Annotated in this window: 23 protein-coding genes, 1 rRNA gene and 1 riboswitch; of the genes, 19 read left to right on the forward strand and 5 right to left on the reverse strand. The window is 38.3% G+C overall.

The features are described 5' to 3' along the window. Positions 1-3: 3 nt before the first annotated feature. A 5S ribosomal RNA gene (gene rrf, locus H280_RS0119910) occupies positions 4-119 on the forward strand. Between the two features lie 311 nt (positions 120-430). Here rrf and H280_RS0119915 read toward each other — a convergent pair. Next, complete coding sequence (locus H280_RS0119915; RefSeq protein ID WP_020062882.1) at positions 431-709, reverse strand: hypothetical protein; 279 nt, start codon at positions 707-709, stop codon at positions 431-433. 328 nt (positions 710-1,037) lie between these two features. Beyond that, positions 1,038-1,139: riboswitch (purine riboswitch) on the forward strand. 110 nt (positions 1,140-1,249) lie between these two features. Here H280_RS0119915 and purE point away from each other — a divergent pair. The 12 genes from purE (at position 1,250) to purD (ending at position 14,230) form a co-directional block, all read left to right on the forward strand. Next, positions 1,250-1,735: a 5-(carboxyamino)imidazole ribonucleotide mutase gene (purE, locus tag H280_RS0119920; protein ID WP_020062883.1), complete on the forward strand. Its 486-nt coding sequence runs from the start codon at positions 1,250-1,252 to the stop codon at positions 1,733-1,735. After that, positions 1,732-2,883 (forward strand): 5-(carboxyamino)imidazole ribonucleotide synthase, encoded by a 1,152-nt coding sequence (purK, locus tag H280_RS0119925; RefSeq protein WP_020062884.1) that lies wholly within the window; start codon positions 1,732-1,734, stop codon positions 2,881-2,883. Before purE ends, purK begins: the two co-directional genes overlap by 4 nt. Beyond that, the gene (purB, locus tag H280_RS0119930) at positions 2,880-4,181 is read left to right on the forward strand and encodes an adenylosuccinate lyase (RefSeq protein ID WP_020062885.1); all 1,302 of its coding nucleotides are present in this window, start codon (positions 2,880-2,882) and stop codon (positions 4,179-4,181) included. The genes purK and purB overlap by 4 nt, the downstream gene beginning before the upstream one ends. Before the next feature lie 89 nt (positions 4,182-4,270). Further along, positions 4,271-4,990: a phosphoribosylaminoimidazolesuccinocarboxamide synthase gene (purC, locus tag H280_RS0119935; protein WP_020062886.1), complete on the forward strand. Its 720-nt coding sequence runs from the start codon at positions 4,271-4,273 to the stop codon at positions 4,988-4,990. Next, positions 4,983-5,237 carry a phosphoribosylformylglycinamidine synthase subunit PurS gene (purS, locus tag H280_RS0119940; RefSeq protein WP_020062887.1) on the forward strand — a complete coding sequence of 85 codons (255 nt, stop codon included), beginning with the start codon at positions 4,983-4,985 and terminating at the stop codon, positions 5,235-5,237. The genes purC and purS overlap by 8 nt, the downstream gene beginning before the upstream one ends. Continuing rightward, on the forward strand, positions 5,234-5,917 hold the full coding sequence (purQ, locus tag H280_RS0119945; RefSeq protein WP_020062888.1) for a phosphoribosylformylglycinamidine synthase subunit PurQ: 684 nt from the start codon (positions 5,234-5,236) through the stop codon (positions 5,915-5,917). The genes purS and purQ overlap by 4 nt, the downstream gene beginning before the upstream one ends. After that, positions 5,901-8,120, forward strand: a complete 2,220-nt coding sequence (purL, locus tag H280_RS0119950) for a phosphoribosylformylglycinamidine synthase subunit PurL (RefSeq protein ID WP_020062889.1) — start codon at positions 5,901-5,903, stop codon at positions 8,118-8,120. The genes purQ and purL overlap by 17 nt, the downstream gene beginning before the upstream one ends. Next, positions 8,105-9,520, forward strand: a complete 1,416-nt coding sequence (gene purF, locus H280_RS0119955) for an amidophosphoribosyltransferase (protein WP_020062890.1) — start codon at positions 8,105-8,107, stop codon at positions 9,518-9,520. Before purL ends, purF begins: the two co-directional genes overlap by 16 nt. A gap of 91 nt (positions 9,521-9,611) precedes the next feature. Continuing rightward, positions 9,612-10,652, forward strand: a complete 1,041-nt coding sequence (gene purM, locus H280_RS0119960; RefSeq protein ID WP_020062891.1) for a phosphoribosylformylglycinamidine cyclo-ligase — start codon at positions 9,612-9,614, stop codon at positions 10,650-10,652. Further along, complete coding sequence (purN, locus tag H280_RS0119965; RefSeq protein WP_020062892.1) at positions 10,649-11,227, forward strand: phosphoribosylglycinamide formyltransferase; 579 nt, start codon at positions 10,649-10,651, stop codon at positions 11,225-11,227. The genes purM and purN overlap by 4 nt, the downstream gene beginning before the upstream one ends. A gap of 36 nt (positions 11,228-11,263) precedes the next feature. Continuing rightward, positions 11,264-12,799, forward strand: a complete 1,536-nt coding sequence (purH, locus tag H280_RS0119970; protein WP_020062893.1) for a bifunctional phosphoribosylaminoimidazolecarboxamide formyltransferase/IMP cyclohydrolase — start codon at positions 11,264-11,266, stop codon at positions 12,797-12,799. A 168-nt stretch (positions 12,800-12,967) separates the two neighbouring features. Next, positions 12,968-14,230, forward strand: a complete 1,263-nt coding sequence (purD, locus tag H280_RS0119975) for a phosphoribosylamine--glycine ligase (protein WP_020062894.1) — start codon at positions 12,968-12,970, stop codon at positions 14,228-14,230. Positions 14,231-14,494: 264 nt separating this feature from the next. Here the strand turns inward: purD and H280_RS25365 are convergent, their stop codons facing one another. The 3 genes from H280_RS25365 to H280_RS0119990 all read right to left on the reverse strand — a co-directional run bounded on the left by H280_RS25365 (position 14,495) and on the right by H280_RS0119990 (position 16,366). Then, a complete protein-coding gene (locus H280_RS25365) occupies positions 14,495-14,659 on the reverse strand; it encodes a hypothetical protein (protein ID WP_020062895.1) in 165 nt (54 codons plus the stop codon). Positions 14,660-14,674: 15 nt separating this feature from the next. After that, on the reverse strand, positions 14,675-15,520 hold the full coding sequence (locus tag H280_RS0119985; protein ID WP_020062896.1) for an SPFH domain-containing protein: 846 nt from the start codon (positions 15,518-15,520) through the stop codon (positions 14,675-14,677). A 462-nt stretch (positions 15,521-15,982) separates the two neighbouring features. Then, the gene (locus H280_RS0119990) at positions 15,983-16,366 is read right to left on the reverse strand and encodes a YgaP family membrane protein (protein ID WP_020062897.1); all 384 of its coding nucleotides are present in this window, start codon (positions 16,364-16,366) and stop codon (positions 15,983-15,985) included. A 195-nt stretch (positions 16,367-16,561) separates the two neighbouring features. Here H280_RS0119990 and H280_RS0119995 point away from each other — a divergent pair, with 195 nt between their 5' ends. The 6 genes from H280_RS0119995 to pruA all read left to right on the forward strand — a co-directional run bounded on the left by H280_RS0119995 (position 16,562) and on the right by pruA (position 25,407). After that, entirely contained in the window at positions 16,562-17,251 is a 690-nt protein-coding gene (locus H280_RS0119995) for a heptaprenylglyceryl phosphate synthase (RefSeq protein ID WP_020062898.1), read from the forward strand. Continuing rightward, positions 17,252-19,492: a DNA helicase PcrA gene (gene pcrA / locus H280_RS0120000; protein ID WP_155895034.1), complete on the forward strand. Its 2,241-nt coding sequence runs from the start codon at positions 17,252-17,254 to the stop codon at positions 19,490-19,492. Between the two features lie 15 nt (positions 19,493-19,507). After that, entirely contained in the window at positions 19,508-21,517 is a 2,010-nt protein-coding gene (gene ligA, locus H280_RS0120005) for an NAD-dependent DNA ligase LigA (protein WP_020062900.1), read from the forward strand. 16 nt (positions 21,518-21,533) lie between these two features. Next, entirely contained in the window at positions 21,534-22,709 is a 1,176-nt protein-coding gene (locus H280_RS0120010) for a CamS family sex pheromone protein (RefSeq protein ID WP_020062901.1), read from the forward strand. Between the two features lie 219 nt (positions 22,710-22,928). After that, a complete protein-coding gene (locus tag H280_RS0120015) occupies positions 22,929-23,699 on the forward strand; it encodes a TSUP family transporter (protein WP_020062902.1) in 771 nt (256 codons plus the stop codon). A 160-nt stretch (positions 23,700-23,859) separates the two neighbouring features. After that, a complete protein-coding gene (pruA, locus tag H280_RS0120020) occupies positions 23,860-25,407 on the forward strand; it encodes an L-glutamate gamma-semialdehyde dehydrogenase (RefSeq protein ID WP_020062903.1) in 1,548 nt (515 codons plus the stop codon). 93 nt (positions 25,408-25,500) lie between these two features. Here pruA and H280_RS0120025 read toward each other — a convergent pair. Further along, positions 25,501-25,813 (reverse strand): IS3 family transposase (locus H280_RS0120025; RefSeq protein WP_020062904.1); only part of this gene is annotated, 313 nt, incomplete at its 5' end.

The following is a 25,813-nucleotide window of genomic DNA, read 5'->3' on the forward strand; positions in this document are numbered from 1 at the left end:
AAGTCTGGTAATGATGGCAGAGAGGTCACACCCGTTCCCATACCGAACACGGAAGTTAAGCTCTCTAGCGCCGATGGTAGTTGGGACTTTGTCCCTGTGAGAGTAGGACGTTGCCAGGCAAAAACCTAAGTCAATATGACTTAGGTTTTTTTGTGTTTATATATTATAACTACTCAGTCATCCTATGAAAAACCGATAGAAAAGCATTTTTTAAAATGGGCGAGATGGACTGTTTATGCATAGAAGCGGTCAGTGCCTTTTCCTGCCACGCGCAAAGTTTTAAAACAAAGAAAGGTAGCAGCAAGGTGTAGATCCATTTTTACCCCGCTATTCATGGGCAGTACAGACTGGGGAATCACTGGGAGAAAACTGCCTATAAAATCCCGATTGGTGATGGAAGTTTCATTTTATTCTGCCCAAAAGCATTGCCTTATTTACCAAATGTAATGAGCCATAAATTTAAAAATGCTAAAAGTGAGAACAAAATAAAGAAAAGACTATTCAAAATGATAGCAATTTGTTTTGGTTTTCCAGGTTTTCCGAAAGAACCTAAAATAATTCCGATAATGGGACTGATTATTTCTACAACAAGTATAAGTTTTAAATAATGAGAATAGAAAAAGTCAGATGTTATAAAATAGGATGTAATAATTGCAGCAGTTATTGCGATAGAAAAACATAAATATGACAATATGTTAAGTTTCCTCATGATTAAACCACCTATAAATTAGTGTGAATTTATAATAATAGTATCATAGATAATGCTTAAATATACAAAAAGTAGTTCCTCCTATATCTCCAACCGCAATAACTTTGAATTGTTTTTGAGTGTAATCCTTCCTATTTATATAGTGAATCTTTATGCAAGTTAAATTGCATATATTCTCGCCTTCCTTTTTTAATTCCCTTCCTTTTTTGCATATTTTTTCGGTTCTTCTTTTTATTATAACTAAAACACGAACGTTACAATGTGATCGATAAAAAACATTCGATTATTTATTGACATGTTTGAATAACACCTGTTAATATAACGGTAGAAACAATATTATATCGTACCTCATATAATCGCGGGGATATGGCCTGCAAGTCTCTACCTAACGACCGTTAATCGTTGGACTATGAGGGAAAGTCACTCGGTATTTTTCTATTCACATGAGATACTTATGCCTGAGTAGAGCACTTTCTCTCATAGTAAAAGGGGAAATGTTCTATATCAGGCTTTTTTTATTTGAATCGGGGGGATTCTAATATGAAACCACTAGTTGGGATCATTATGGGAAGCACGTCAGACTGGGAAACAATGAAGTATGCTTGTGAAATATTAGAAGAATTAAATATTCCGTATGAGAAAAAAGTTGTATCCGCTCATCGGACTCCAGATTATATGTTTGAATATGCAGAAACAGCTCGTGAACGTGGGTTAAAAGTTATTATCGCTGGAGCTGGTGGAGCCGCTCATTTACCAGGAATGGTTGCAGCGAAGACAAATCTTCCTGTAATCGGTATTCCTGTTCAGTCAAAAGCTTTAAATGGTTTAGATTCGTTACTGTCTATCGTTCAAATGCCAGGAGGGGTTCCGGTGGCGACTGTTGCGATCGGTAAGGCTGGTGCAACAAACGCAGGACTACTTGCAGCACAAATACTCGGATCATTTCATGATGATATATATGATGCATTAGAATTGAGAAGAGAAGCAATTGAGAAAAATGTGCGTGAAGGTAGTGAACTGATATGACAAGAATCATTTTACCTAGAAAAACAATTGGAATTATTGGCGGTGGCCAGCTTGGAAGAATGATGGCGCTAGCAGCGAAGGAAATGGGTTATAAGATTGCTGTACTAGATCCGGCAAAGCATTCGCCATGTGCACAGGTTGCTGATATTGAAATTGTTGCAGCATATGATGATTTGAAAGCGGTTCAGCATTTAGCGGAAATAAGCGATGTTATCACATATGAGTTTGAAAATATTGATTATAGATGTTTACAATGGCTTGAAAAACATGCGTATTTACCACAAGGTAGTCAATTGTTAAATAAAACGCAAAATCGTTTTACAGAAAAGAATGCAATCGTGAGTGTGGGCTTACCAGTTGCACCATATAGGCTCGTGCAGACGCAAGATGCACTTTTAGAAGCAATTACGGAACTTTCCTTTCCTTGTGTGTTAAAAACAACAACAGGGGGATATGACGGGAAAGGGCAAGTTGTTTTAAGAAGCGAAGCGGATGTTGTAAGAGCAAGGGAACTTGTAAAGCAAGCTGAATGTATTCTTGAAAAATGGGTGCCATTTGAAAAAGAAGTATCAGTTATTGTCACTCGCAGTGTTAGTGGTGAAACGAAGGTATTTCCAGTAGCTGAAAATATTCATGTAAATAACATTTTACATGAATCCATCGTACCAGCTCGCATCACAGAAGCACTTTCACAAAAAGCAATTGCATATGCACAGGTACTTGCGGATGAATTAAAACTGGTGGGGACACTAGCGGTAGAGATGTTTGCTACAGCAAATGGTGACATTTATATCAATGAGTTAGCACCAAGACCGCACAATTCTGGGCACTATACAATTGATGCTTGTGAAATCAGTCAATTCGGACAACATATTCGAGCAATCTGTAATTTACCTCTTGGAGAAACAATTTTGTTAAAACCAGTTGTCATGGTAAACATTTTAGGCGAACATATAGAGGGAGTCCTAAAGCAAGTGAATAGATTAACCGGGTGTTACTTGCATTTATATGGTAAAGAAGAAGCAAAACCGCAGCGTAAAATGGGGCACGTTAACATTTTAAATGATAAGATTGACGTTGCTTTAGAAAAAGCGCGCACATTGCATATTTGGGACCATCAAGAACAACTGTTGGAGGGAAAAAGATGATTAGTCGTTATACACGCCCTGAGATGGGTGCGATTTGGACGGAAGAAAACAAATTTAAAGCATGGTTAGAAGTTGAAATCTTAGCTTGTGAAGCATGGGCTGAACTTGGCGATATTCCGAAAGAAGATGTGAAAAAGCTTCGTGAAAATGCATCTTTCGATATCGATCGTATTTATGAAATTGAACAAGAAACACGTCATGATGTTGTAGCATTTACGCGTGCAGTATCTGAAACACCAACACTCGGTGAAGAGCGTAAATGGGTACATTACGGTTTAACATCTACAGACGTAGTAGATACAGCTTTATCTTATATCTTAAAACAAGCAAATGAAATCCTACTAAACGACTTAGAAAATTTCATTACTATTTTAGCTAACAAAGCGAAAGAACATAAATACACAATTATGATGGGAAGAACGCACGGTGTTCATGCAGAACCAACAACATTTGGTTTAAAACTTGGTCTTTGGTACGAAGAAATGAAACGTAACTTAGAACGTTTTAAACAAGCAGCTGATACAGTTCGCGTTGGTAAATTGTCTGGTGCAGTTGGTACATTCGCGAACATTAATCCATTCGTAGAAAAATATGTTTGTGAAAACTTAGGGTTAGAAGCAGCTCCGATTTCAACACAAACATTGCAACGTGATCGTCATGCACATTACATGTCAACACTTGCATTAATTGCAACATCTATTGAGAAAATGGCAGTTGAAATTCGCGGCCTGCAAAAGAGTGAAACACGTGAAGTGGAAGAGTCATTTGCAAAAGGACAAAAAGGTTCTTCTGCAATGCCACATAAACGAAATCCAATCGGTTCTGAAAATATGACTGGTTTAGCTCGTGTTATCCGTGGTTATATGATGACATCTTACGAGAATGTTCCACTATGGCATGAACGTGATATTTCACACTCTTCTGCAGAGCGCGTTATTTTACCAGATGCAACAATCGCGTTAAATTACATGTTAAATCGTTTCGGTAATATCGTAAAAAACTTAACGGTATTCCCAGAAAACATGAAACGCAATATGGAAAGAACGTATGGCTTAATTTACTCTCAGCGCGTAATGCTTACGTTAATCGACAAAGGTATGGTACGTGAAGAAGCTTATGATATTGTACAACCTAAAGCGATGGAAGCATGGGAAACACAAGTGCAATTTAAAGAGCTTGTAGAAGCTGACGAGCGTATTACAAGCAAATTAACACAAGAAGAAATCAATGAATGTTTCAACTATGAACATCACTTGCAACATGTTGATACAATTTTTGAACGTCTTGGCTTAAACTGATAATTTTATATGGCACAGAATCATTTCATTCTGTGCCATTCTTTATAAATATACTATTCATATTTTTCAAACTACAGGGGGCTTGCGAAATGCAAAAGCTAGAATTGCTGTATGAAGGTAAAGCAAAAAGAATTTATCGTACAGATTCAGCAGATATGGTTTGGGTAGAGTATAAAGATAGTGCTACTGCTTTCAATGGGGAAAAGAAAGCAACGATTACAGGAAAAGGTCGTCTGAACAACGAGATTACAACTCTTTTATTCAGAAAGTTACAAGAAGTGGGAATTAAAACACACTTTGTTGAGAAAGTATCAGAAACAGAACAAATTGTAAAAAAAGTAAGCATTATTCCATTAGAAGTTGTCACAAGAAATGTGATCGCGGGTAGTCTTTCAAAACGACTAGGTATGGAAGAAGGTACTACACTTACAACACCAATCGTCGAATTTTACTACAAAGATGATGATTTAGGGGATCCTCTTGTAACGGAAGATCATATTCGTGTGTTGAACGTTGCAACGCCAGAGCAAGTAAGCATACTACGAGAAAAAGCTCTACAAATCAATCAAGTGTTGATTGAGCATTTCGCAAGCTGCCGTGTAAGATTAGTAGATTTTAAATTAGAGTTCGGTGTAACAGAAGATGGAGAAATTTTATTAGCAGATGAAATTTCTCCAGACACGTGCCGCTTATGGGATGAAGCGAGCAATGAAAAATTTGATAAAGATGTATTCCGTCGTGATCTTGGGAATTTAACAGAGGCTTATGAAGAGATTTTAAAACGATTAGGGGGAGCTTCACATGTATAAAGTAAAGGTATATGTAACGTTAAGAGAAAGTGTATTAGATCCACAAGGAACAGCGGTAAAAGGAGCACTTCATAGTCTTTCCTTTACAGAAGTACAAGATGTTCGTATTGGTAAATATATGGAACTAACAATTGGTAGATCAGTTACAGATATTGATGCAATGGTAAAAGAAATGTGCGAAAAATTATTAACGAACGTAGTGATTGAAGATTATCGCTATGAAGTTGAGGAGGTTGTCGCGCAGTGAAATTTGCCGTAATCGTTTTCCCAGGTTCGAACTGTGATGTAGATATGTTTCATGCAATTAAAGATGAGCTTGGCCAAGATGTAGACTACGTTTGGCATAGTGAAGAAAACTTAGATCAGTACGATGCAATTTTACTACCAGGTGGTTTCTCTTACGGTGATTACCTTCGCTGCGGAGCTATTTCTCGCTTTGCAAACGCAATGAAAGGTGTACGAAAAGCAGCTGAAGCAGGAAAGCCAATCTTAGGTGTATGTAACGGATTTCAGATTTTAGTAGAGTCTGGACTATTGCCAGGTGCATTAATTCGCAATAAAAACTTAAAATTTATGTGCCGTACTGTTCAGCTTCGTGTTGAAAATAATACAACAATGTTTACATCACAATACGAGAAAGATGAAGTGATCGATATTCCAATCGCTCATGGTGAAGGAAACTACTATTGTGATGAAGCAATGTTGAAACAGTTAGAAGAAAAGAATCAAATTGTCTTCCGTTATGTAGAGAATCCAAACGGAAGCGTTTCAGATATTGCAGGGATTGTAAATGAACAAGGAAATGTACTTGGTATGATGCCGCATCCAGAACGTGCTGTTGATGAACTACTTGGAGGAGCGGATGGTCTAAAAGTATTTCAATCTATTTTGAAACATTGGAGGGAAACACATGTCGTTACTGCTTGAACCAAATCCAACTCAAATTAAAGAAGGGCGCATTTATGCGGAAATGGGATTAACAGACGAAGAGTTTGCCATGGTTGAAAAGATTTTAGGACGTCTGCCAAACTATACAGAAACAGGATTGTTCTCTGTTATGTGGTCAGAGCATTGTAGTTATAAAAATTCTAAGCCAGTTCTTCGTAAGTTTCCAACGACTGGTGAACGTGTACTACAAGGTCCTGGTGAAGGCGCCGGAATCGTAGATATCGGTGATAATCAAGCGGTAGTATTTAAAATGGAAAGTCATAACCATCCATCTGCAATTGAGCCATATCAAGGTGCAGCGACTGGGGTTGGCGGTATTATCCGTGATGTGTTTTCTATGGGAGCACGTCCAATTGCGATGTTAAATTCACTTCGCTTCGGTGAGCTACAATCACCGCGCGTAAAATACTTATTTGAAGAAGTTGTAGCAGGTATTGCAGGATACGGTAATTGCATTGGTATTCCAACTGTTGGCGGTGAAGTACAGTTCGATCCATGCTATGAAGGAAATCCACTTGTAAATGCAATGTGCGTTGGGTTAATTAATCATGAAGATATTAAAAAAGGACAAGCGCACGGTGCTGGTAATACAGTAATGTATGTTGGTGCTTCAACAGGGCGTGACGGTATTCACGGTGCAACGTTTGCATCAGAAGAGCTATCTGAGGATTCTGAAGCAAAACGTCCAGCGGTGCAAGTAGGCGATCCATTTATGGAGAAGCTTTTAATTGAGGCGTGCTTAGAGCTTGTAAAATCTGACGCACTTGTTGGTATTCAAGATATGGGAGCGGCAGGCTTAACGTCATCTTCTGCAGAAATGGCAAGTAAAGCAGGTATGGGTATTGAAATGTATTTAGATGATGTGCCGCAGCGTGAAACAGGTATGACACCATACGAGATGATGCTTTCTGAATCACAAGAGCGTATGTTAATCGTCGTGAAAAAAGGTAGAGAGCAAGAGATTGTAGAGTTATTTGAAAAATACGGCCTTGCAGCAGTAACAATGGGGAAAGTAACAGAAGATAAAATGCTTCGTTTATTCCATAAAGGTGAAATGGTTGCGGAAGTGCCAGCTGATGCATTAGCAGAAGAAGCGCCTGTTTATCATAAGCCTTCAAAAGAAGCAGCGTATTTTGCAGAGTTCCAACAAATGAAGATGGAAACACCAAAAGTAGAAAACTATAAAGAAACATTACTTTCTTTACTTCAGCAACCAACGATTGCAAGTAAAGAGTGGGTATATGATCAATATGATTACCAAGTACGCACAAACACAGTTGTTACACCGGGGTCGGATGCAGCGGTTGTTCGTGTTCGCGAAACAAATAAAGCATTAGCAATGACAACGGATTGTAACTCTCGCTACATTTATTTAGATCCAGAAGTAGGCGGGAAAATTGCTGTGGCAGAAGCAGCTCGTAATATTGTATGTTCTGGTGGTGAGCCACTTGCAATTACAGATTGCTTAAACTTTGGTAACCCAGAAAAGCCAGAAATCTTCTGGCAAATTGAGAAGTCAGTAGATGGTATGAGTGAAGCGTGCCGTACGTTAAATACACCTGTTATTGGTGGGAACGTATCAATGTACAATGAGCGCAGCGGGGAAGCAGTATACCCAACGCCAACTGTTGGTATGGTTGGTCTTGTACATGATATAAAGCATGTAACAACGCAAGAGTTTAAGCAAGCTGGTGATCTCGTTTATGTAATTGGTGAAACAAAGGAAGAATTTGGCGGCAGCGAATTGCAAAAGATGGTGTATGGAAAGATTTTCGGTCAGGCACCAAGCATCGACTTAAAAGTAGAAGAAAAACGTCAAAAACAGTTATTAGCAGCGATTCAAGATGGACTTGTACAATCAGCGCATGATGTTGCAGAAGGCGGATTAGCAGTTGCGTTTGCAGAAAGTGCAATGGGGGCAAACGGGTTAGGCGCAGAAGTGAAATTAGTTGGGGAAACGACAGCGATGTTATTTGCAGAATCACAATCTCGCTTTATTGTTACAGTAAAACGTGAGCAAAAAGAAGCGTTTGAAAATATGGTAGATGCGCTTTGTGTTGGGGAAGTAACAAGCGCAAACCAATTAACAGTTCTTAATGAAGAAAATGAAGTATTGCTTACAGCAGATGTTGATGAAATGAGAACGGCTTGGAAAGGGGCTATTCCATGCTTAATGAAATAAAGGGGCTAAATGAAGAATGCGGCGTTTTTGGAATTTGGGGGCATGAAAATGCAGCACAAGTTACGTATTACGGGTTGCATAGTTTGCAGCACCGTGGTCAAGAAGGCGCTGGCATTGTTGTAAATAATGGGGAGAAAATCATTGGTCATAGAGGGCTTGGTTTAATATCAGAAGTGTTTTCACGCGGTGAGTTAGAAGATTTAAATGGAAAATCAGCAATTGGGCATGTTCGTTATGCAACAGCAGGCGGCGCTGAAGTAGCGAATGTTCAACCGTTGTTATTCCGCTTTTCAGACCATAGTATGGCATTAGCGCATAACGGTAATTTAATTAATGCGAAAATGCTTCGCCGTGAATTAGAGGCAGAGGGAAGTATTTTTCAAACAAGTTCGGATACAGAAGTATTGCTTCATCTAATTAAACGTAATACAAAAGGTACATTAATTGAAAGTGTAAAAGATGCATTAAACAAAGTAAAAGGTGCGTTTGCCTATTTGTTATTAACAGGAAACGAAATGATTGTTGCATTGGATCCAAATGGGTTTCGTCCGCTTTCGATTGGAAAGATGGGAGATGCATACGTTGTAGCATCTGAAACGTGTGCATTTGATGTTGTTGGTGCAACATACATTCGCGATGTAGAGCCTGGAGAAATCATTGTTATTAATGATGAGGGAATACACGTAGATCGCTATACAAATGATGTAGAGCATGCAATTTGTAGTATGGAGTATATTTACTTCGCGCGTCCTGATTCGAATATTGCTGGTGTTAATGTTCATGCCGCACGTAAAAACATGGGGAAATTGTTAGCGAAGGAAGCACCAGTTGAAGCAGATGTTGTAACTGGTGTACCAGATTCTAGTATTTCGGCGGCAATCGGTTATGCAGAAGCAACTGGAATCCCTTATGAATTAGGTTTAATTAAAAATCGTTATGTTGGACGTACGTTTATTCAACCTTCTCAAGAGTTGCGTGAACAAGGGGTAAAAATGAAACTTTCGGCAGTACGCGGTGTTGTTGAAGGCAAGCGTGTTGTTATGATTGATGATTCGATTGTGCGTGGTACAACAAGCAAGCGAATTGTTCGCATGCTTCGTGAGGCTGGGGCAACAGAAGTGCACGTGAGAATTGCTTCGCCGCCTCTTAAGTATCCGTGTTTCTATGGAATTGATATTCAAACAAGAAAAGAATTAATTGCAGCAAATCATTCAATAGAAGAAATTCGTGAGATCATTGGAGCAGACTCTTTAACATTTTTAAGTGAAGAGGGCTTAATTGATTCGATTGGCCGTCCTTATGAAGGGAAATATGGCGGTTTATGTATGGCTTATTTTAACGGGGATTATCCGACGGCTCTTTATGATTACGAACAAGAGCTTTTAGAAAGCATGAAGTAAAATATAGCAGCTTCTACTACAGGTGGTGTAGAAGCTCGCTTTTTCTTGGGAGAAATTCTTTCAGTATAAAAAGACGAGGTGTATAGAAACGATGGCGAATGCATATAAGCAAGCAGGAGTAGATATTGAAGCTGGATATGAAGCGGTATCTCGCATGAAAAAACACGTGCAAACAACGATGAGAAAAGAAGTGCTAGGCGGGTTAGGTGGTTTTGGAGGAATGTTTGATCTTTCGAAATTCGCATTAGAAGAGCCAGTGTTAGTATCTGGAACAGATGGTGTAGGAACAAAATTAATGCTCGCTTTCATGATGGACAAACATGACACAATCGGCATCGATGCAGTTGCAATGTGTGTAAATGACATTGTTGTGCAAGGGGCAGAGCCGCTCTTTTTCCTTGATTATATTGCTTGCGGTAAAGCAGAACCTAGTAAAGTTGAAAACATCGTCAAAGGAATTGCAGAAGGATGCCGTCAAGCTGGTTGTTCATTAATCGGTGGAGAAACAGCTGAAATGCCGGGTATGTACTCTGAGGAAGAATACGATTTAGCTGGTTTTACAGTTGGTATTGTTGATAAAAAGAAGATTGTTACAGGACAATCGATTGAAGTGGATCAAGTATTAATTGGGCTTGCTTCTAGCGGAATTCATAGTAATGGTTATTCTCTTGTCCGTAAAGTGTTATTAGAGGATGGACAACTTTCACTTGATCGTATTTATGGTCGTTTAGAACTACCACTTGGTGAAGAATTATTAAAACCAACAAAAATTTACGTCAAACCTATTTTAGAACTATTGAAGAAATATAACGTAACTGGTATGGCTCACATTACTGGCGGCGGATTTATTGAAAATATTCCGCGTATGTTGCCAGAAGGTATCGGAGCACAAATTGAACTTGGTTCTTGGTCAGTTCACCCAATTTTTGATTTACTGCAAGAAGTTGGTGAATTAAAGAAAGAAGAAATGTTCAATATTTTTAACATGGGTATTGGTATGATAGTAGCGGTTAAAGAAGAAGATGCAGAAGGTGCTATGAAACTTTTAGAAGAACAAGGGGAAGCAGCGCGAATCATCGGACGCACTGTGAAAGGTTCAGGTGTTACTTTTGCTGGAGGAGTAGTATTATGAGCCGATTAGCGATTTTTGCTTCAGGAAGCGGTTCTAATTTTCAAGCGCTTGTGGATGCAGTCGAAGCTGGAAGATTAGATGCACAGCTTAGTTTGCTCGTATGTGATCAGCCAGGCGCACGTGTTATAGAGCGCGCGAATAATCATCATGTTCCTTGTTTTTCCTTTTCAGCAAAAGCGTATGAGTCAAAGGAAGGATTCGAGCAAGAAATATTAACGAAATTGCAAGAATACGAGATTGATTGGATTATTTTAGCGGGGTATATGCGTTTAATTGGCCCGACATTACTAACTGCTTATGGAGGAAGAATTGTTAACATTCATCCCTCCCTATTACCAAGCTTTCCTGGGAAAGATGCAGTTGGACAAGCAATTGAAGCTAGTGTGAAAGTAACAGGTGTAACAATCCATTACGTTGATGCCGGGATGGACACGGGGCCAATTATCGCACAAGAAGCAGTAACAGTTTCTGAAGATGATACACGAGAAAGTTTACAAAAGAAAATTCAACTTGTTGAACATAGATTGTACGTGGATACGGTGAAATCTTTATTGCATTCTGAAGTGAAATTATAAGAGCAGCCATTTAATACAACTAGGGGTGGAGAATAAATGAAAAAGCGTGCATTAGTAAGTGTTTCAAATAAAGCTGGAGTTGTAGAATTTGTAAAAGGATTACTTGAGCAAGGTATTGAGGTTATTTCGACAGGCGGGACGAAGAAATTACTAGAAGAGAACGGCTTACAAGTAATTGGTATTTCTGAAGTAACAGGTTTTCCAGAAATTATGGACGGTCGCGTGAAAACATTACATCCAAACATTCACGGTGGACTTCTTGCTGTACGTGATAACGAAACGCATATGGCGCAAATGAATGAGCTTGATATTGAGCCGATTGACTTTGTTGTTGTAAATTTATATCCATTTAAAGAAACAATCGCAAAACCAGATGTGACATTTGCTGATGCAATTGAAAATATTGATATCGGCGGACCAACAATGATTCGTTCTGCTGCGAAAAACCATGAGTTTGTAACGGTTATTGTAGATCCAATAGACTACGACGTTGTATTAGGAGAACTAAAAGGAAGCGGAGATGTTTCAAAAGAAACAAAACGTAAATTAGCAGCGAAAGTATTCCGTCATACAGCGGCATATGATGCATTAATCTCGAACTATTTAACAGAACAAACAGGAGAAAAAAGCCCTGAAACGTTAACTGTTACATTTGAGAAAAAACAAGACTTACGTTACGGTGAAAATCCACATCAAAAAGCAACATTTTATAAAGCGCCGTTTGCAGCAACTTCTTCTGTTGCCTATGCAGAACAATTACATGGTAAAGAGTTATCTTATAATAACATCAATGACGCAGATGCAGCACTTAGCATTGTGAAAGAATTTACAGAGCCAGCAGTTGTAGCAGTAAAACATATGAATCCGTGCGGTGTTGGTGTTGGTACTGATATTCAAGAAGCATATACACGTGCTTACGAAGCGGATCCAGTATCAATTTTTGGCGGCATTATTGCAGCAAACCGTGAAATTGACAAAGTAACAGCAGAAAAGCTGCATGAAATTTTCTTAGAAATCATTATTGCACCTTCTTTCTCACAGGAAGCTTTAGAAGTCTTGCAAAGTAAGAAAAACTTACGATTGTTAACGGTGGATATCGCTAAAGCAGAAGCGGTAAGTAAAAAACTAACGTCAGTACAAGGTGGTTTACTTGTACAAGAAGAAGATACATTGTCATTAGATGAAGATGCAGTAACAATCCCAACAAAACGTGAACCGACAGAGCAAGAATGGAACGATTTGAAATTAGCATGGAAAGTTGTGAAACATGTAAAATCTAATGCGATTGTTTTAGCGAAAGATAATATGACAATTGGTGTTGGCGCAGGTCAAATGAACCGCGTTGGCTCAGCAAAAATCGCCATTACACAAGCTGGTGAGAAAGCACTAGGAAGCGCACTTGCTTCTGATGCATTCTTCCCAATGCCAGATACAGTAGAAGAAGCGGCTAAAGCCGGCATTACAGCAATCATTCAACCAGGCGGATCCATTCGTGATGAAGATTCCATTCAAAAAGCAGACGAGTACGGCATTACGATGGTGTTCACTGGCATACGTCATTTTAAACATTAATTGAGAAACAAAGGAGATGACCAAAAGTCCACTTTTGGATCATCTTCTTCTACTTTTGAATATGATCCAGCTCGTGTGTCGAGCGTTGTCGAAGGGTCTTTATATTGTGAAAGTCGCTGATATATCGCGAAGAGACTGGATTTTAACTTGAATAATGGAGGATGAAATATGAATGTTTTAGTAATTGGCCGCGGCGGACGTGAGCATGCGTTAGCGTGGAAATTTGCAGGGTCAAAGCAAGTAGAGGCTGTATATGTGGCGCCGGGAAATGAAGGGATGAAAGACGTTGCAACACCTATAGCAATCGATGAAAATAATTTTGACGCGCTTATTGCTTTTGCGAAAGAAAATAACGTTGGTTTAACATTTGTTGGTCCAGAAATTCCCCTTATGAACGGGATTGTTGATCGTTTTGAGGAAGCCGGTCTTCGTGTTTTTGGCCCGAATCAAGCAGCAGCTGTTATTGAAGGAAGTAAAGCTTTTACGAAAGAGCTTATGAAAAAGTATGATATTCCCACAGCAGCATATGAGACGTTTACAAACTATGAGGAAGCGGTAGCATACATTGAAAAAGTTGGCGCACCAATCGTTATTAAAGCAGATGGCTTAGCAGCTGGTAAAGGTGTAACGGTTGCCATGACGTTAGAAGAAGCACTGCAATCGTTAAAAGAAATGCTGCAAGACGTAAAGTTTGGAGAAGCTAGTAAAAAAGTTGTGATTGAAGAATTTTTAGATGGACAAGAGTTTTCGCTTATGGCATTTGTTAACGGAAAAACTGTACACCCAATGGTAATAGCCCAAGATCATAAACGTGCTTTTGATGGGGACAAAGGACCAAATACAGGGGGAATGGGTGCCTATTCTCCAGTACCACAAATTCCAGAGTCAGCCGTTGCAGAGGCGATTGAAACCGTTCTATACCCGACAGCAGCGGCAATGATACAAGAAGGACGTTCTTTTACAGGTATTTTATATGCAGGACTTATTTTAACAAGTGAAGGGCCGAAAGTAATTGAATTCAATGCGCGCTTTGGCGATCCGGAAACAGAGGTAATCTTACCTCGTTTAGAGAGTGATTTAGTTGATGTATGTAATCATGTACTAGACGGGAAAGAGCTTACTTTAGAGTGGTCTGAAGAAGCAGTAATTGGTGTTGTACTAGCTTCAAAAGGATATCCAGAAAGCTATGAAAAAGGCGCAGTCATTAAAGGTTTAGAAACGTTAGAGGGTGTAATTGTCTTTCATGCCGGAACAGATGTGAAAGACGGGGAATTTGTAACAAATGGCGGGCGTGTGTTGTTTGTTGCTTGTAAAGAAACGGACTTACAAGCAGCGAAAGATAAAGTGTATAAAGAAATTGCAAAAATTGAAAGTGATGGTTTGTTTTATCGAAGTGATATAGGGTACCGTGCGATTGGCCAGACTCTTTAAATACTGGCGATGATATGAGGCCTCAAAGCGAAAGTACATTTCGCTTTGGGGTCTTATTTTAATTTTGTAAAATTAGTAAGGAAATTCGTATATTCAATAAAAACATTATTTTTACTTTCTTCTTAACTTTGTTTGAACATCGCATGTGGCAGAAATAGGCACTGACCGCTTCTACGCATGGCCAGACGCTCTCGCCCATCTAAAAAGAAAAGGGTTTTAAATTTGGATTTATATATAAGGAAAAGAGTCCTACTCATAAAAAAGTTAGGACTCTTTCTCTTTTTTTAATTTACCTTTTTGCTTTGCCATTTCGCGAAGTAAATATTCAATATGAGCATTTACACTTCGAAATTCGTCGTTTGCCCATTTTTCAATAACTGCGTACAATTCGGGATCGATTCGTAATGGGAAGCTTTTCTTTTTAGCCATGATTACCTACAACCTTTAGTAGAGACTTCCTGTATTAATAACGGGTTGTGCTCCTTTATCTGAGACGATGGCAACTAATAAGTTATTAACCATATTTGCTTTTCTTTCGTCATCTAACTCAAGTACACCTTCTTCATCGAGCTTTTGAATCGAATCTTTCGCCATTTGTACGGCACCTTCTACAATTTCTTTTCTCGCAGCTAATACTGCTTTTGCTTGTTGACGCTGAAGCATGGCGTGGGCAATTTCAGTTGCATACGCTAAGTGCGTTAAACGAGTTTCGATTACTTCTACTCCTGCAATTTCTAAACGTGCTTCTAATTCGCGTTTTAATTCGTCGGAAATTTCTTCTGAGTTTCCGCGCAGTGTAACGATGTGGTCATCTTGGAAATTATCATACGGATATTTCGTTGCTACGTGGCGAATTGCTGTTTCGCTTTGAATTTCCACGAAAGCATCATAATGCTCAACACCGAAGATTGCTTTTGCTGAGTCGACAACTTTATAAACAACAACAGCTGCAATTTCAATTGGATTCCCCTCGACATCGTTTACCTTTAATTTTTTACTATTAAAGTTTTCCACACGTAGTGAAACGGTTTGACGAAATGCAAATGGAACTGTTAAAAACAGGCCATTTTCACGAATGGTTCCTAAATAGTTACCGAAAAATGTAATCACTTTTGCTTGGTTTGGCTGTACCATGCCAATGCCACTTGCAAGGATTGCAGCTAATAAAAAAGAAGGAATACCAATAGCAAATAGTTCATTAATAAGACTTAATAAACCAACCCCAATTAAAACTAGAACTGCGAGCAGTCCTAAAAATCCATTCACATGAAATACTTGTTTTTCTTTCATAATCTCGCCTCCTTTTGATATAAAAATGATATCACTTTTATATCAAAGGTGACAATAGGTTTCTGTTATAATTTATAGAAAAAATGTAAATACTCAGCTATATCTTTTAGAAATTTAGAAAAGGGTATGATTTTAGTGAAGATTTGTCTCTCTATTACTTATAAATTCATTTTGGGCATATAGACTGCTGTCATGCAAACAGGGCAGGAGCCTGCACTTATTATCTACTTTTGTTTTCAAACCTTGCCCGTGGTAGGGAAAGGTCCTGACCGCTCCTATGCATGGCCAGTCCCTCTCACCGATTTAAAAAAATGCTTTTCTGCTTTTTTGAGTAGTTACGAAAAAAAAATTAGGGAATAGAACATTAGTTCTCGTTTGTGGTAAAATAAAGTAAAAGAAAACTTAGCCGCCCACTGCAGCGACTAAGTTTCTTTGAGAGCATCTTGCGTGTTGACAAATGATTCAAAGCGGTTTGGACATAAGAGCATTTTCAAGCTCAGCCTCAATTTCCTTATCAGAAGCATCATAACTTCCATGGCTTGTCTCCTCACCTTTGTGAGAAGTATGAGATGCTTCTTGTTTATTAGACTGTCCATTCTTCATAAAATCCATGCCTGGCATTTTTAAATCGGGCATGTTCATATATTTACTAAATTTGCATGCTTCTACAATAGGGCAGAAACGAATGATGCCTTCTGCGATTTTCATTGCTCCGACCCAAAGCATAATCTTTGACCAAGTACACCATGGTTTTCTTACAAGCTTTGCAGTGCTGCAGCTAAGCAGAATAAAACCAAGTGTAATACGAATAAGAGCATTGATTGTGCCAATGTTTTGCTTGCTCAAGACATCCACTCCTTTTCAGCAGCTTTGAAATAGATTTATCCATTTCAAGAGTTATTGTTCCTTGTATGCTTTTCCTATATACAATCCAACATTTGACGTAGAAAAAGATGTTGCATGGAACGTGTGTCAGCAGCTTATTTTTTGTTATAATGAAAGAATGCGTAAAGACGATTAGAGAAAAGAAAGGGTGTTTTCATGTACGATATTTCACAGTGGAAACATGTATTTAAACTTGATCCGAATAAGGAGTTAAGTGATGAACATTTAGAGCTTATTTGTGAATCGGGAACGGACGCTGTTATTGTTGGCGGAAGTGACGGGATCACAATTGATAATGTATTACACATGCTAGTAAGCATTCGTAGATATGCGGTTCCTTGTGTATTAGAAGTTTCAACGCTGGATTCGATTACACCAGGATTCGATTTTTATTACATCCCAAGTGTATTAAACAGTCAAAAGGTAGACTGGGTAACAGGTCTTCATCATGCGGCCTTGAAAGAATATGGGGATATTATGAACTGGGATGAAATTTTCATGCAAGGATATTGTGTGTTAAATCCAGAAGCGAAAGTAGCAAAGTTAACGGAAGCAAATTGTGAACTATCAGAAGACGATGTGATTGCATATGCACGTATGGCAGATAAACTTCTCCATTTACCAATTTTCTATTTGGAATACAGCGGCACATATGGAGATGCGGAACTTGTAAGAAAAGTGAAAGCTGAGCTGCAGAGTGCAACATTATATTATGGCGGCGGGATTGCACATGCAGACCAAGCGAAAGAAATGGCGCAATATGCGGATACAGTTGTCGTTGGAAATTTAATTTATGAAGATATAAAGAAAGCTTTAGCAACAGTACAAGCTGTAAAAGGAAAGTAGGTGGCCGAATACATGAGTATAACAGAAAAATTATTAACAGGATTAAATCCGCAGCAACAAAAAGCTGTCCAAGCAACGTCTGGACCATTGTTACTTATGGCGGGAGCAGGTAGTGGTAAGACGCGTGTGTTAACGCACCGCATTGCTTATTTACTTGGCGAAAAAGGTGTTGCACCGTGGAATGTGCTTGCGATTACGTTTACAAATAAAGCGGCGCGTGAAATGCGTGAGCGTATTGATAAACTCGTTGGGCCAGAAGCAGAGGATATTTGGATTTCAACATTCCACTCTATGTGTGTGCGCATTTTACGACGAGATATTGATCGCATTGGTATTAATCGTAACTTTACGATTTTAGATGCAAGTGATCAATTAACAGTTGTGAAAAAAATTATGAAAGAGCGCAATATTGATCCGAAGAAATTTGAACCGCGTTCTATTCTTGCGGGAATTAGCAATGCAAAAAATGAATTGTTATCTTCAGAAAAATATGCGAAAAAAATCTCAATTGCAGATCCATACGAAAAGTTGACGAGCGATGTGTATACAGAATACCAAAAGCGTCTTCTTAAAAATAGTGCACTTGATTTTGATGATTTAATTATGACGACGATTCAATTATTTGAACGGGTGCCAGAAGTACTGGAATTTTATCAACGTAAATTCCAATATATTCACGTTGATGAGTATCAAGATACGAACCGTGCTCAGTATATTCTTGTTAATCAATTGGCAGCGCGCTTTAAAAATCTTTGTGTAGTTGGTGACTCAGATCAATCGATTTATCGTTGGCGCGGAGCTGATATTGCGAACATCTTGTCATTTGAAAAAGATTATAATAATGCACAAGTTATTTTATTAGAACAAAACTATCGCTCAACGCAAAGTATTTTAAATGCAGCAAATGCGGTTATTGAAAATAATACAAATCGTAAACCGAAAAAGTTATGGACGGATAATCAAATCGGAAGTAAAATTTCGTATTACCGCGCTGCAACTGAAAAAGATGAAGCATATTTTGTTGCGAAAAAGATTCGTGATGAAATTCAAATGGGAAATCGAAAATATACGGACTTCGCAGTACTGTATCGTACGAACGCCCAGTCTCGTATGGTCGAGGAGATTTTCTTAAAATCAAATATTCCATACAAAATTGTTGGCGGCATTAAGTTCTATGACCGTAAAGAGATTAAAGATATGCTGGCGTATTTACGTTTAATTGCAAACCCGGATGATGAAATTAGTTTTGCACGTATTATTAATGTGCCAAAACGTGGCGTTGGAGCAACATCTATTGATAAGATTATTAATTATGGCGTGCAAAATGGTCTTTCATTGACAGCTGTATTAGATGAAATTGAGCATGTCGGTGTAAGTGCCAAAATCGCGAAGACAGTAGCAGAATTTGCAAAGCAGCTTCATAATTGGGTCAACATGCAAGAATATTTATCGGTAACAGAACTTGTAGAAGAAGTATTAGAAAAAACAGGTTACCGAGATGCGCTGAAGAATGAACGTACATTAGAATCAGAGGGACGCTTAGAAAACTTAGATGAATTTTTATCTGTTACACAGACGTTTGAATCACAAAGTGAAGATAAGAGTCTTGTTGCGTTCTTAACCGATTTAGCGCTTGTTGCTGATATTGATCGTGTAGATGAAGATCCAACTGCTGGTGAAGAAGTCATTTTAATGACGATGCACTCTGCAAAAGGATTAGAATTCCCTGTTGTCTTCATTTTAGGATTAGAAGAAGGGATTTTTCCGCATACTCGTTCTTTAATGGAAGAAGATGAAATGCAAGAAGAACGCCGCTTAGCATACGTTGGGATTACACGTGCCGAAGAAGAATTGTACGTAACGAATGCCCAAATGCGAACGATATTTGGTAGAACGAGCATGAATAAAGAATCACGTTTCATCTCGGAAATTCCTGAGGGACTTATTGAAACGCTTCATGAAGTAAAACCAAAGCGTGAAACTTTTGGTGCAAAGTCTAAGCCTACAACTACAACAGCCGTTCGCTCTCGTTCAGCCTTTGTTCGGCCGGCTGCGAAAACAACAGGCGGTGAGCAAATTGGCTGGTCAGTTGGTGATAAAGCATCACATCAAAAATGGGGAATTGGCACTGTTGTGAGTGTGAAAGGTGAAGGAGATGGGAAAGAATTAGACATCGCGTTCCCAAGTCCGATTGGCATTAAACGATTGATGGCAAAATTTGCCCCAGTGACGAAAGTGTAAGAAAGGAATGAGGTCATGTCGAAAGAAGCAGCACAAAAGCGTATTGAAGAGCTTCGTGACATTTTAAATAAGCTTAATTATGAGTATCACGTGCTAGATCAGCCATCTGTATCAGATGCAGAGTATGATCGTCACATGCAAGAGTTAATTAAATTAGAAACAGAACATCCAGAATTTTTTACAGAAGATTCTCCAACCGTTCGTGTTGGCGGAGAAATTCTTGATATTTTTGAGAAAGTAACACATAAATCACCGATGTTAAGTTTAGGAAATGCTTTTAATGAAGGAGATTTACGTGATTTTGATCGCAAGGTACGCCAAGGAATTGACGATCAAAATGTAAGATACGTGTGCGAATTAAAAATTGACGGACTGGCGGTTTCCCTTCATTATGAAAAAGGACGCTTCATTCAAGGAGCAACTCGTGGTGATGGTATAACGGGTGAAGATATTACGCAAAATTTAAAAACGATTAAAGCGATTCCTCTGCGTTTAACAGAAGAAATGACGCTAGAAGCGCGCGGAGAAGCGTATATGCCGAAACGTTCATTTGTGAAATTAAATGAAGAAAAAGAACAGAACGGAGAAGCTGTCTTTGCGAACCCTCGAAATGCAGCTGCGGGTTCATTGCGTCAATTAGATCCAAAAATTGCAGCAAAGCGCAATTTATCTTTATTCGTATATGGACTTACGAATTTAGAAGGAAGAACGATTACATCGCATAGTGAATCGTTAAACCTTTTAGGAGAGCTTGGATTTAAAACAAACCCGAATCGCCGAGTTTGCGAAACAATTGATGAGGTCATTCATTACGTGCAAGAGTGGCAAGAAAAACGTCCGCATCTTGATTATGAAATTGATGGTATCGTTATTAAAGTAGACAATCTATCACTTCAAGAAAGCTTAGGAACAACAGCCAAAAGTCCAAGATGGGCCATTGCGTATAAGTTCCCAGCTGAAGAAGTTATTACAAAACTGACGGGTATTGAACTCAGTGTTGGACGTACAGGTGTTGTAACCCCAACTGCTGAGTTAGAACCAGTACGCGTGGCAGGAACGATTGTCCGCCGTGCTTCCTTACACAATGAGGATTTAATTCGTGAGAAAGATATTCGCATTGGCGACTATGTTGTTGTAAAGAAAGCTGGAGATATCATTCCTGAAGTTGTAAATGTGATTGTAGACCGCCGTACAGGTGAAGAAGAAGAGTTTTATATGCCAACGCATTGCCCGGCATGTGAGAGTGAACTTGTTCGTTTAGAAGAAGAGGTTGCACTTCGATGCATTAATCCAGCATGCCCAGCACAAATTCGGGAAGGATTAATTCACTTTGTATCACGTAATGCGATGAATATTGATGGATTAGGCGAACGGGTCATTACGCAGTTATTTGATGCGGATTATATTCGTACATTTGCAGATCTTTATACATTAACGAAAGAACAGTTATTACAACTAGAACGGTTTGGAGAAAAATCTGCTTCCAATCTAGTACAAGCGATCGAAGCTTCAAAAGAAAATTCGTTAGAGCGATTACTGTTCGGTCTTGGTATTCGCCACGTTGGAGCAAAAGCTGCTCGTACGTTAGCGGAACATTATGAAACGATGGATCACATCGTGAATGCTACAGAAGAAGAGCTAACAACTATTAATGAAATTGGCGAAAAAATGGCGCAATCGATCGTTACGTATTTTGATAATGAAGATGTACAAGAGCTATTACAACAATTTAAGTCATATAGTGTAAATATGACTTATAAAGGGATAAAACGAGCAGATTTAGAAGACATTGAGTCTTATTTTGCAGGAAAAACAGTTGTGTTAACAGGAAAATTAGAAGTGATGGGCCGAAGTGAAGCGAAAAAGAAAATTGAAGCGCTTGGTGGAAAAGTCACAGGTAGTGTAAGCAAAAGTACAGACTTAGTCATTGCAGGAGAAGCTGCTGGTTCTAAGTTAGCACAAGCAGAAAAACATAACGTTGAGGTTTGGGATGAAGCGAGGTTCTTACAAGAGCTCAATAATTAAGAGGTGCAAAGTTACCATGAAAAAAGTGATATTAGCAGCGTTAAGCCTTGGATTACTCCTTAGTGGATGTAGTATAGGGCCAAAAAAAGAAGAACAAATCTCAGAAAAAGGGAATTCGAAGGAGAAATCAATTATTTCGAAATACTCGATTTCTGATGATTATTATAAAACGGCACTTCCGTTTGAAAAAGGATCGGCACGCGGGTTAGCTGTAAAAGGATTAAATAGCCGTTTAGATGTTGATGAATTTGAAACGGGATTAATGCGCATTGCGAAAGAATCGTATAGTACGAAAGATTATATATTTCAAGGCGGAAAGTATTTAGATAAAGATACGATACAAGCATTAATTGAGAGAAAACGTACGCCCGAACAGCAAAGTAATTTAGAAAAAGCGTTGAAGAAGAAGTTACCGAATGGTTTAAATCCAGCGCTACCACCAGGAGAACCAGAAACATTAGAAGCGAGAAATCAAAAGAGTCCAATGTATTTATCGCAAATTTTAGAACAGGATTACTTGAAAATAAAAGGTGAGAACGAAGCAGAGATAGGCGGAGTTGTTATCGGTCTTGCGATGAATTCTGTTCATTATTATACAGAACAGCACGGTTATCCGCGTGAACAAAAAAATGATGATACAAAATTGCTAGAAGAAGGGAAAAAAATGGCGCAAGAAATCTTACCGATTCTGCGCAACAAAGATGAATTAAAAAATGTTCCAATTACGTTTGCAATCTACAGGCAGGAAGCGAAATCTTCACTTGTACCAGGCTCCTTTTTATCATATACAGCAGTTGATAAAGGCAGTGATAAAGTAGATGATTGGAAAGCGTTGGACGAAAAGTATTATTTATTCCCTTCGAATGAAGCAGAAAAAGATTATCGTGACGATGCAACAAATGTGAAGAACTTCAATGCGAGAATAGCAAAGTATTTTACAGGTGATTATACTGCAGTCGTAGGCAGAGGATTTTATAAAGATGGTCAATTAAAAGAACTGAAGCTTGAGATTCCAGTTCAGTTTAGTGGAAAAGCGGAGGTTATTGGATTTACACAATTTGTAGCTGGTGCTGTTATGGATTTCCCTAATTATATTAAAGTACAAGTTACAATTAAATCAGTAGACCGTCCAGAAGCAATTATTATTCGCGACGTGAAACAAGATAAGCCGTTTGTTCAAGTGTTAGATTAAGCAAAGTCGTTCCTTTGATGAGGAACGGCTTTTTTGTATATAAATCCATTTTGATTTTTAAGCATATAATTCACTGACCGTTTCTATGCATGGCCAGGTGCTCTCACCCACCTAAAAAAAGGTTCTTTATTTGGTGTTTTTAATTTATATGTATATAGTAGAAATTTTGCTATAATTTTTAATGTTGTTAATAAAAAAGGGGATCGAGGGAACGTACAGATGGAAGATTTAAGTTTGCAAGTCATTATACTACTTATTGCTTTCGGTTTTTTAGCATCATTTATTGATTCTATTGTTGGAGGAGGCGGTTTAATTTCGCTTCCGGCACTTATGTTTGTAGGTTTACCTCCAGTTTCGGCAATCGCAACAAATAAGTTGGCGGCAACAATGGGTTCGTTTACGAGTACAATGTATTTTATTCGTTCTAAAAAAGTAGATTTTCGCATTGTAGGGAAACTGATTCCGTTCACAATTGTTGGGGCAGTTGCAGGTGCATTTGTTGTAAAGTTCATTCCACCGGATGTGTTGCGTCCTCTTGTATTAGTTTTACTTGTATTAATTGCTATTTATATTATTGTAAAAAAGGATTGGGGTAGTGTATCTACTTATAAAAAAATGACGAAGGGAAAAACATTTTTATTCTATCTAGTCATTTTGATTATCGGATTTTATGATGGTTTTTTTGGGCCAGGCACAGGTTCATTTTTAATTTTTGCATTTTTATTAATTGGTTTGGATTTTATCCGCGCAGCTGCCGCTGGTCGGATTTTAAATTTTGTTAGCAATATTGTATCGTTGATTACATTTTTATTTTTAGGAGCAATTCAATTTAAATATGGTTTAATTATGGGTGTATCAATGGTTGCAGGTGCATATTTTGGATCGAGATTTGCTGTTAAAAAAGGTGTAGGGTATGTACGAATTTTATTTTTAGTAGTAACAATTTTATTAATTGGTAAGAATTTTTGGGAATACATTCGTATTTCATAACATGGTGCATATGCATCATGTTGTTTTTTTATTTATTATATTTGAAAAATTATTTAATTTTAAAAATATAAGTCTAAGAATATTTGAACAAATCTAAATTATCGTGTAGAATAATATTGTATTTAATGTAAACGTTTTTTTCTAAGGGGAGGCTAAAATAATGGTAGTAGCATACAAACATGAGCCATTTACAGATTTTACAGTAGAGGCAAATAAAGTTGCGTTTGAAGAAGGTTTAAAGAAAGTAGAATCTTATCTTGGACAAGACTATCCATTAATTATTGGGGGAGAAAAGGTCACTACAGACGAGAAAATTGTTTCTGTAAATCCTGCAAATAAAGAAGAAGTCGTTGGTCGCGTTTCAAAAGCAAGTCGTGAATTAGCAGAGAAAGCAATGCAAGTAGCGGATGAAACATTCCAAACTTGGAGAAAAACAAAACCAGAAATGCGTGCAGATATTTTATTCCGCGCAGCTGCAATCGTTCGCCGCAGAAAACATGAGTTTTCCGCAATTCTTGTAAAAGAAGCAGGTAAGCCATGGAATGAGGCAGATGCTGATACAGCAGAAGCAATTGATTTCATGGAGTATTATGGTCGTCAAATGTTGAAATTAAAAGATGGCATGCCAGTAGAAAGCCGTCCAATTGAATATAATCGTTTTTCTTACATTCCATTAGGAGTAGGTGTTATCATTTCTCCTTGGAACTTCCCATTTGCTATTATGGCAGGTATGACAACAGCTGCATTAGTGTCTGGTAACACTGTATTATTAAAACCAGCTAGTACAACACCTGTAGTAGCAGCGAAGTTTATGGAAGTATTAGAAGAAGCTGGCTTACCAGCAGGCGTAGTAAACTTCGTGCCTGGTAACGGTTCTGAAGTTGGTGACTACTTAGTAGATCATCCTCGTACACGCTTCGTCAGCTTCACTGGATCACGCGATGTTGGTATTCGTATTTACGAACGCGCAGCAAAAGTAAATCCAGGACAAATTTGGTTAAAACGCGTTATCGCTGAAATGGGCGGTAAAGATACAATCGTTGTTGATAAAGAAGCAGATCTTGAATTAGCAGCAAAATCTATCGTTGCATCTGCATTTGGATTCTCAGGACAAAAATGTTCTGCATGTTCTCGCGCAGTAATCCATGAAGATGTATACGATCACGTATTAAACCGTGCAATTGAATTAACAAATGAATTAACAGTAGGAAACCCAGCTGAAAAAGGCATAAACATGGGACCTGTTAACGACCAAGCTGCATTTGATAAAGTAATGAGCTACGTTGCAATTGGTAAAGAAGAAGGTAAACTTGTAGCAGGTGGCGAAGGTGATGATTCTCAAGGTTGGTTCATTAAACCAACAATCATTGCTGACGTTGCAGAAGATGCTCGTCTTATGAAAGAAGAAATCTTCGGACCAGTTGTAGCATTCTGCAAAGCAAAAGACTTCGATCATGCACTTGCAATTGCGAACAATACAGAATACGGTTTAACTGGAGCTGTAGTTTCTAATAACCGTGAACATATCGAAAAAGCACGTGAAGACTTCCACGTTGGTAACTTATACTTCAACCGTGGATGTACTGGTGCAATCGTAGGTTACCAACCATTCGGTGGCTTTAACATGTCTGGTACAGACTCTAAAGCAGGTGGCCCTGACTACTTAGCACTTCACATGCAAGCAAAAACTACTTCTGAAACTTTATAAGAAGTATAGGGAAGACCTTCTCGTTGGTGGGAAGGTCTTTAATTATTGTAATTATTAATCTGTACCCTTTGTAAAGGACATTTTTAAAAAAGCCTAGGCAGTTTTAAGAAGATGCTCCTTGAATTGAATAGGGCTCATCTTTTTTAAATTCCATTGGCATCTGTCGTGGTTGTAATATTTCATATATTGCTTTATTTCATGTTTTAGTTCAGCTAGGCTTGTACATGATTTAATAAAGGCTTCGTCTTTAAAATGTCCAAAGAATGATTCTTGAGGAGCGTTATCCCAACAGTTCCCCTTTCTTGACATTGATTGAAGTAGCCCTAGTTTCTTTACTAACTTTTGGAAGCTTGGGTGTGTATAGTGAACTCCTTGATCTGAGTGAATTAAGGCATCTTTTGTCTTC

The sequence above is a fragment of the Bacillus sp. 123MFChir2 genome, from assembly GCF_000383235.1.
GTDB lineage: Bacteria > Bacillota > Bacilli > Bacillales > Bacillaceae_G > Bacillus_A.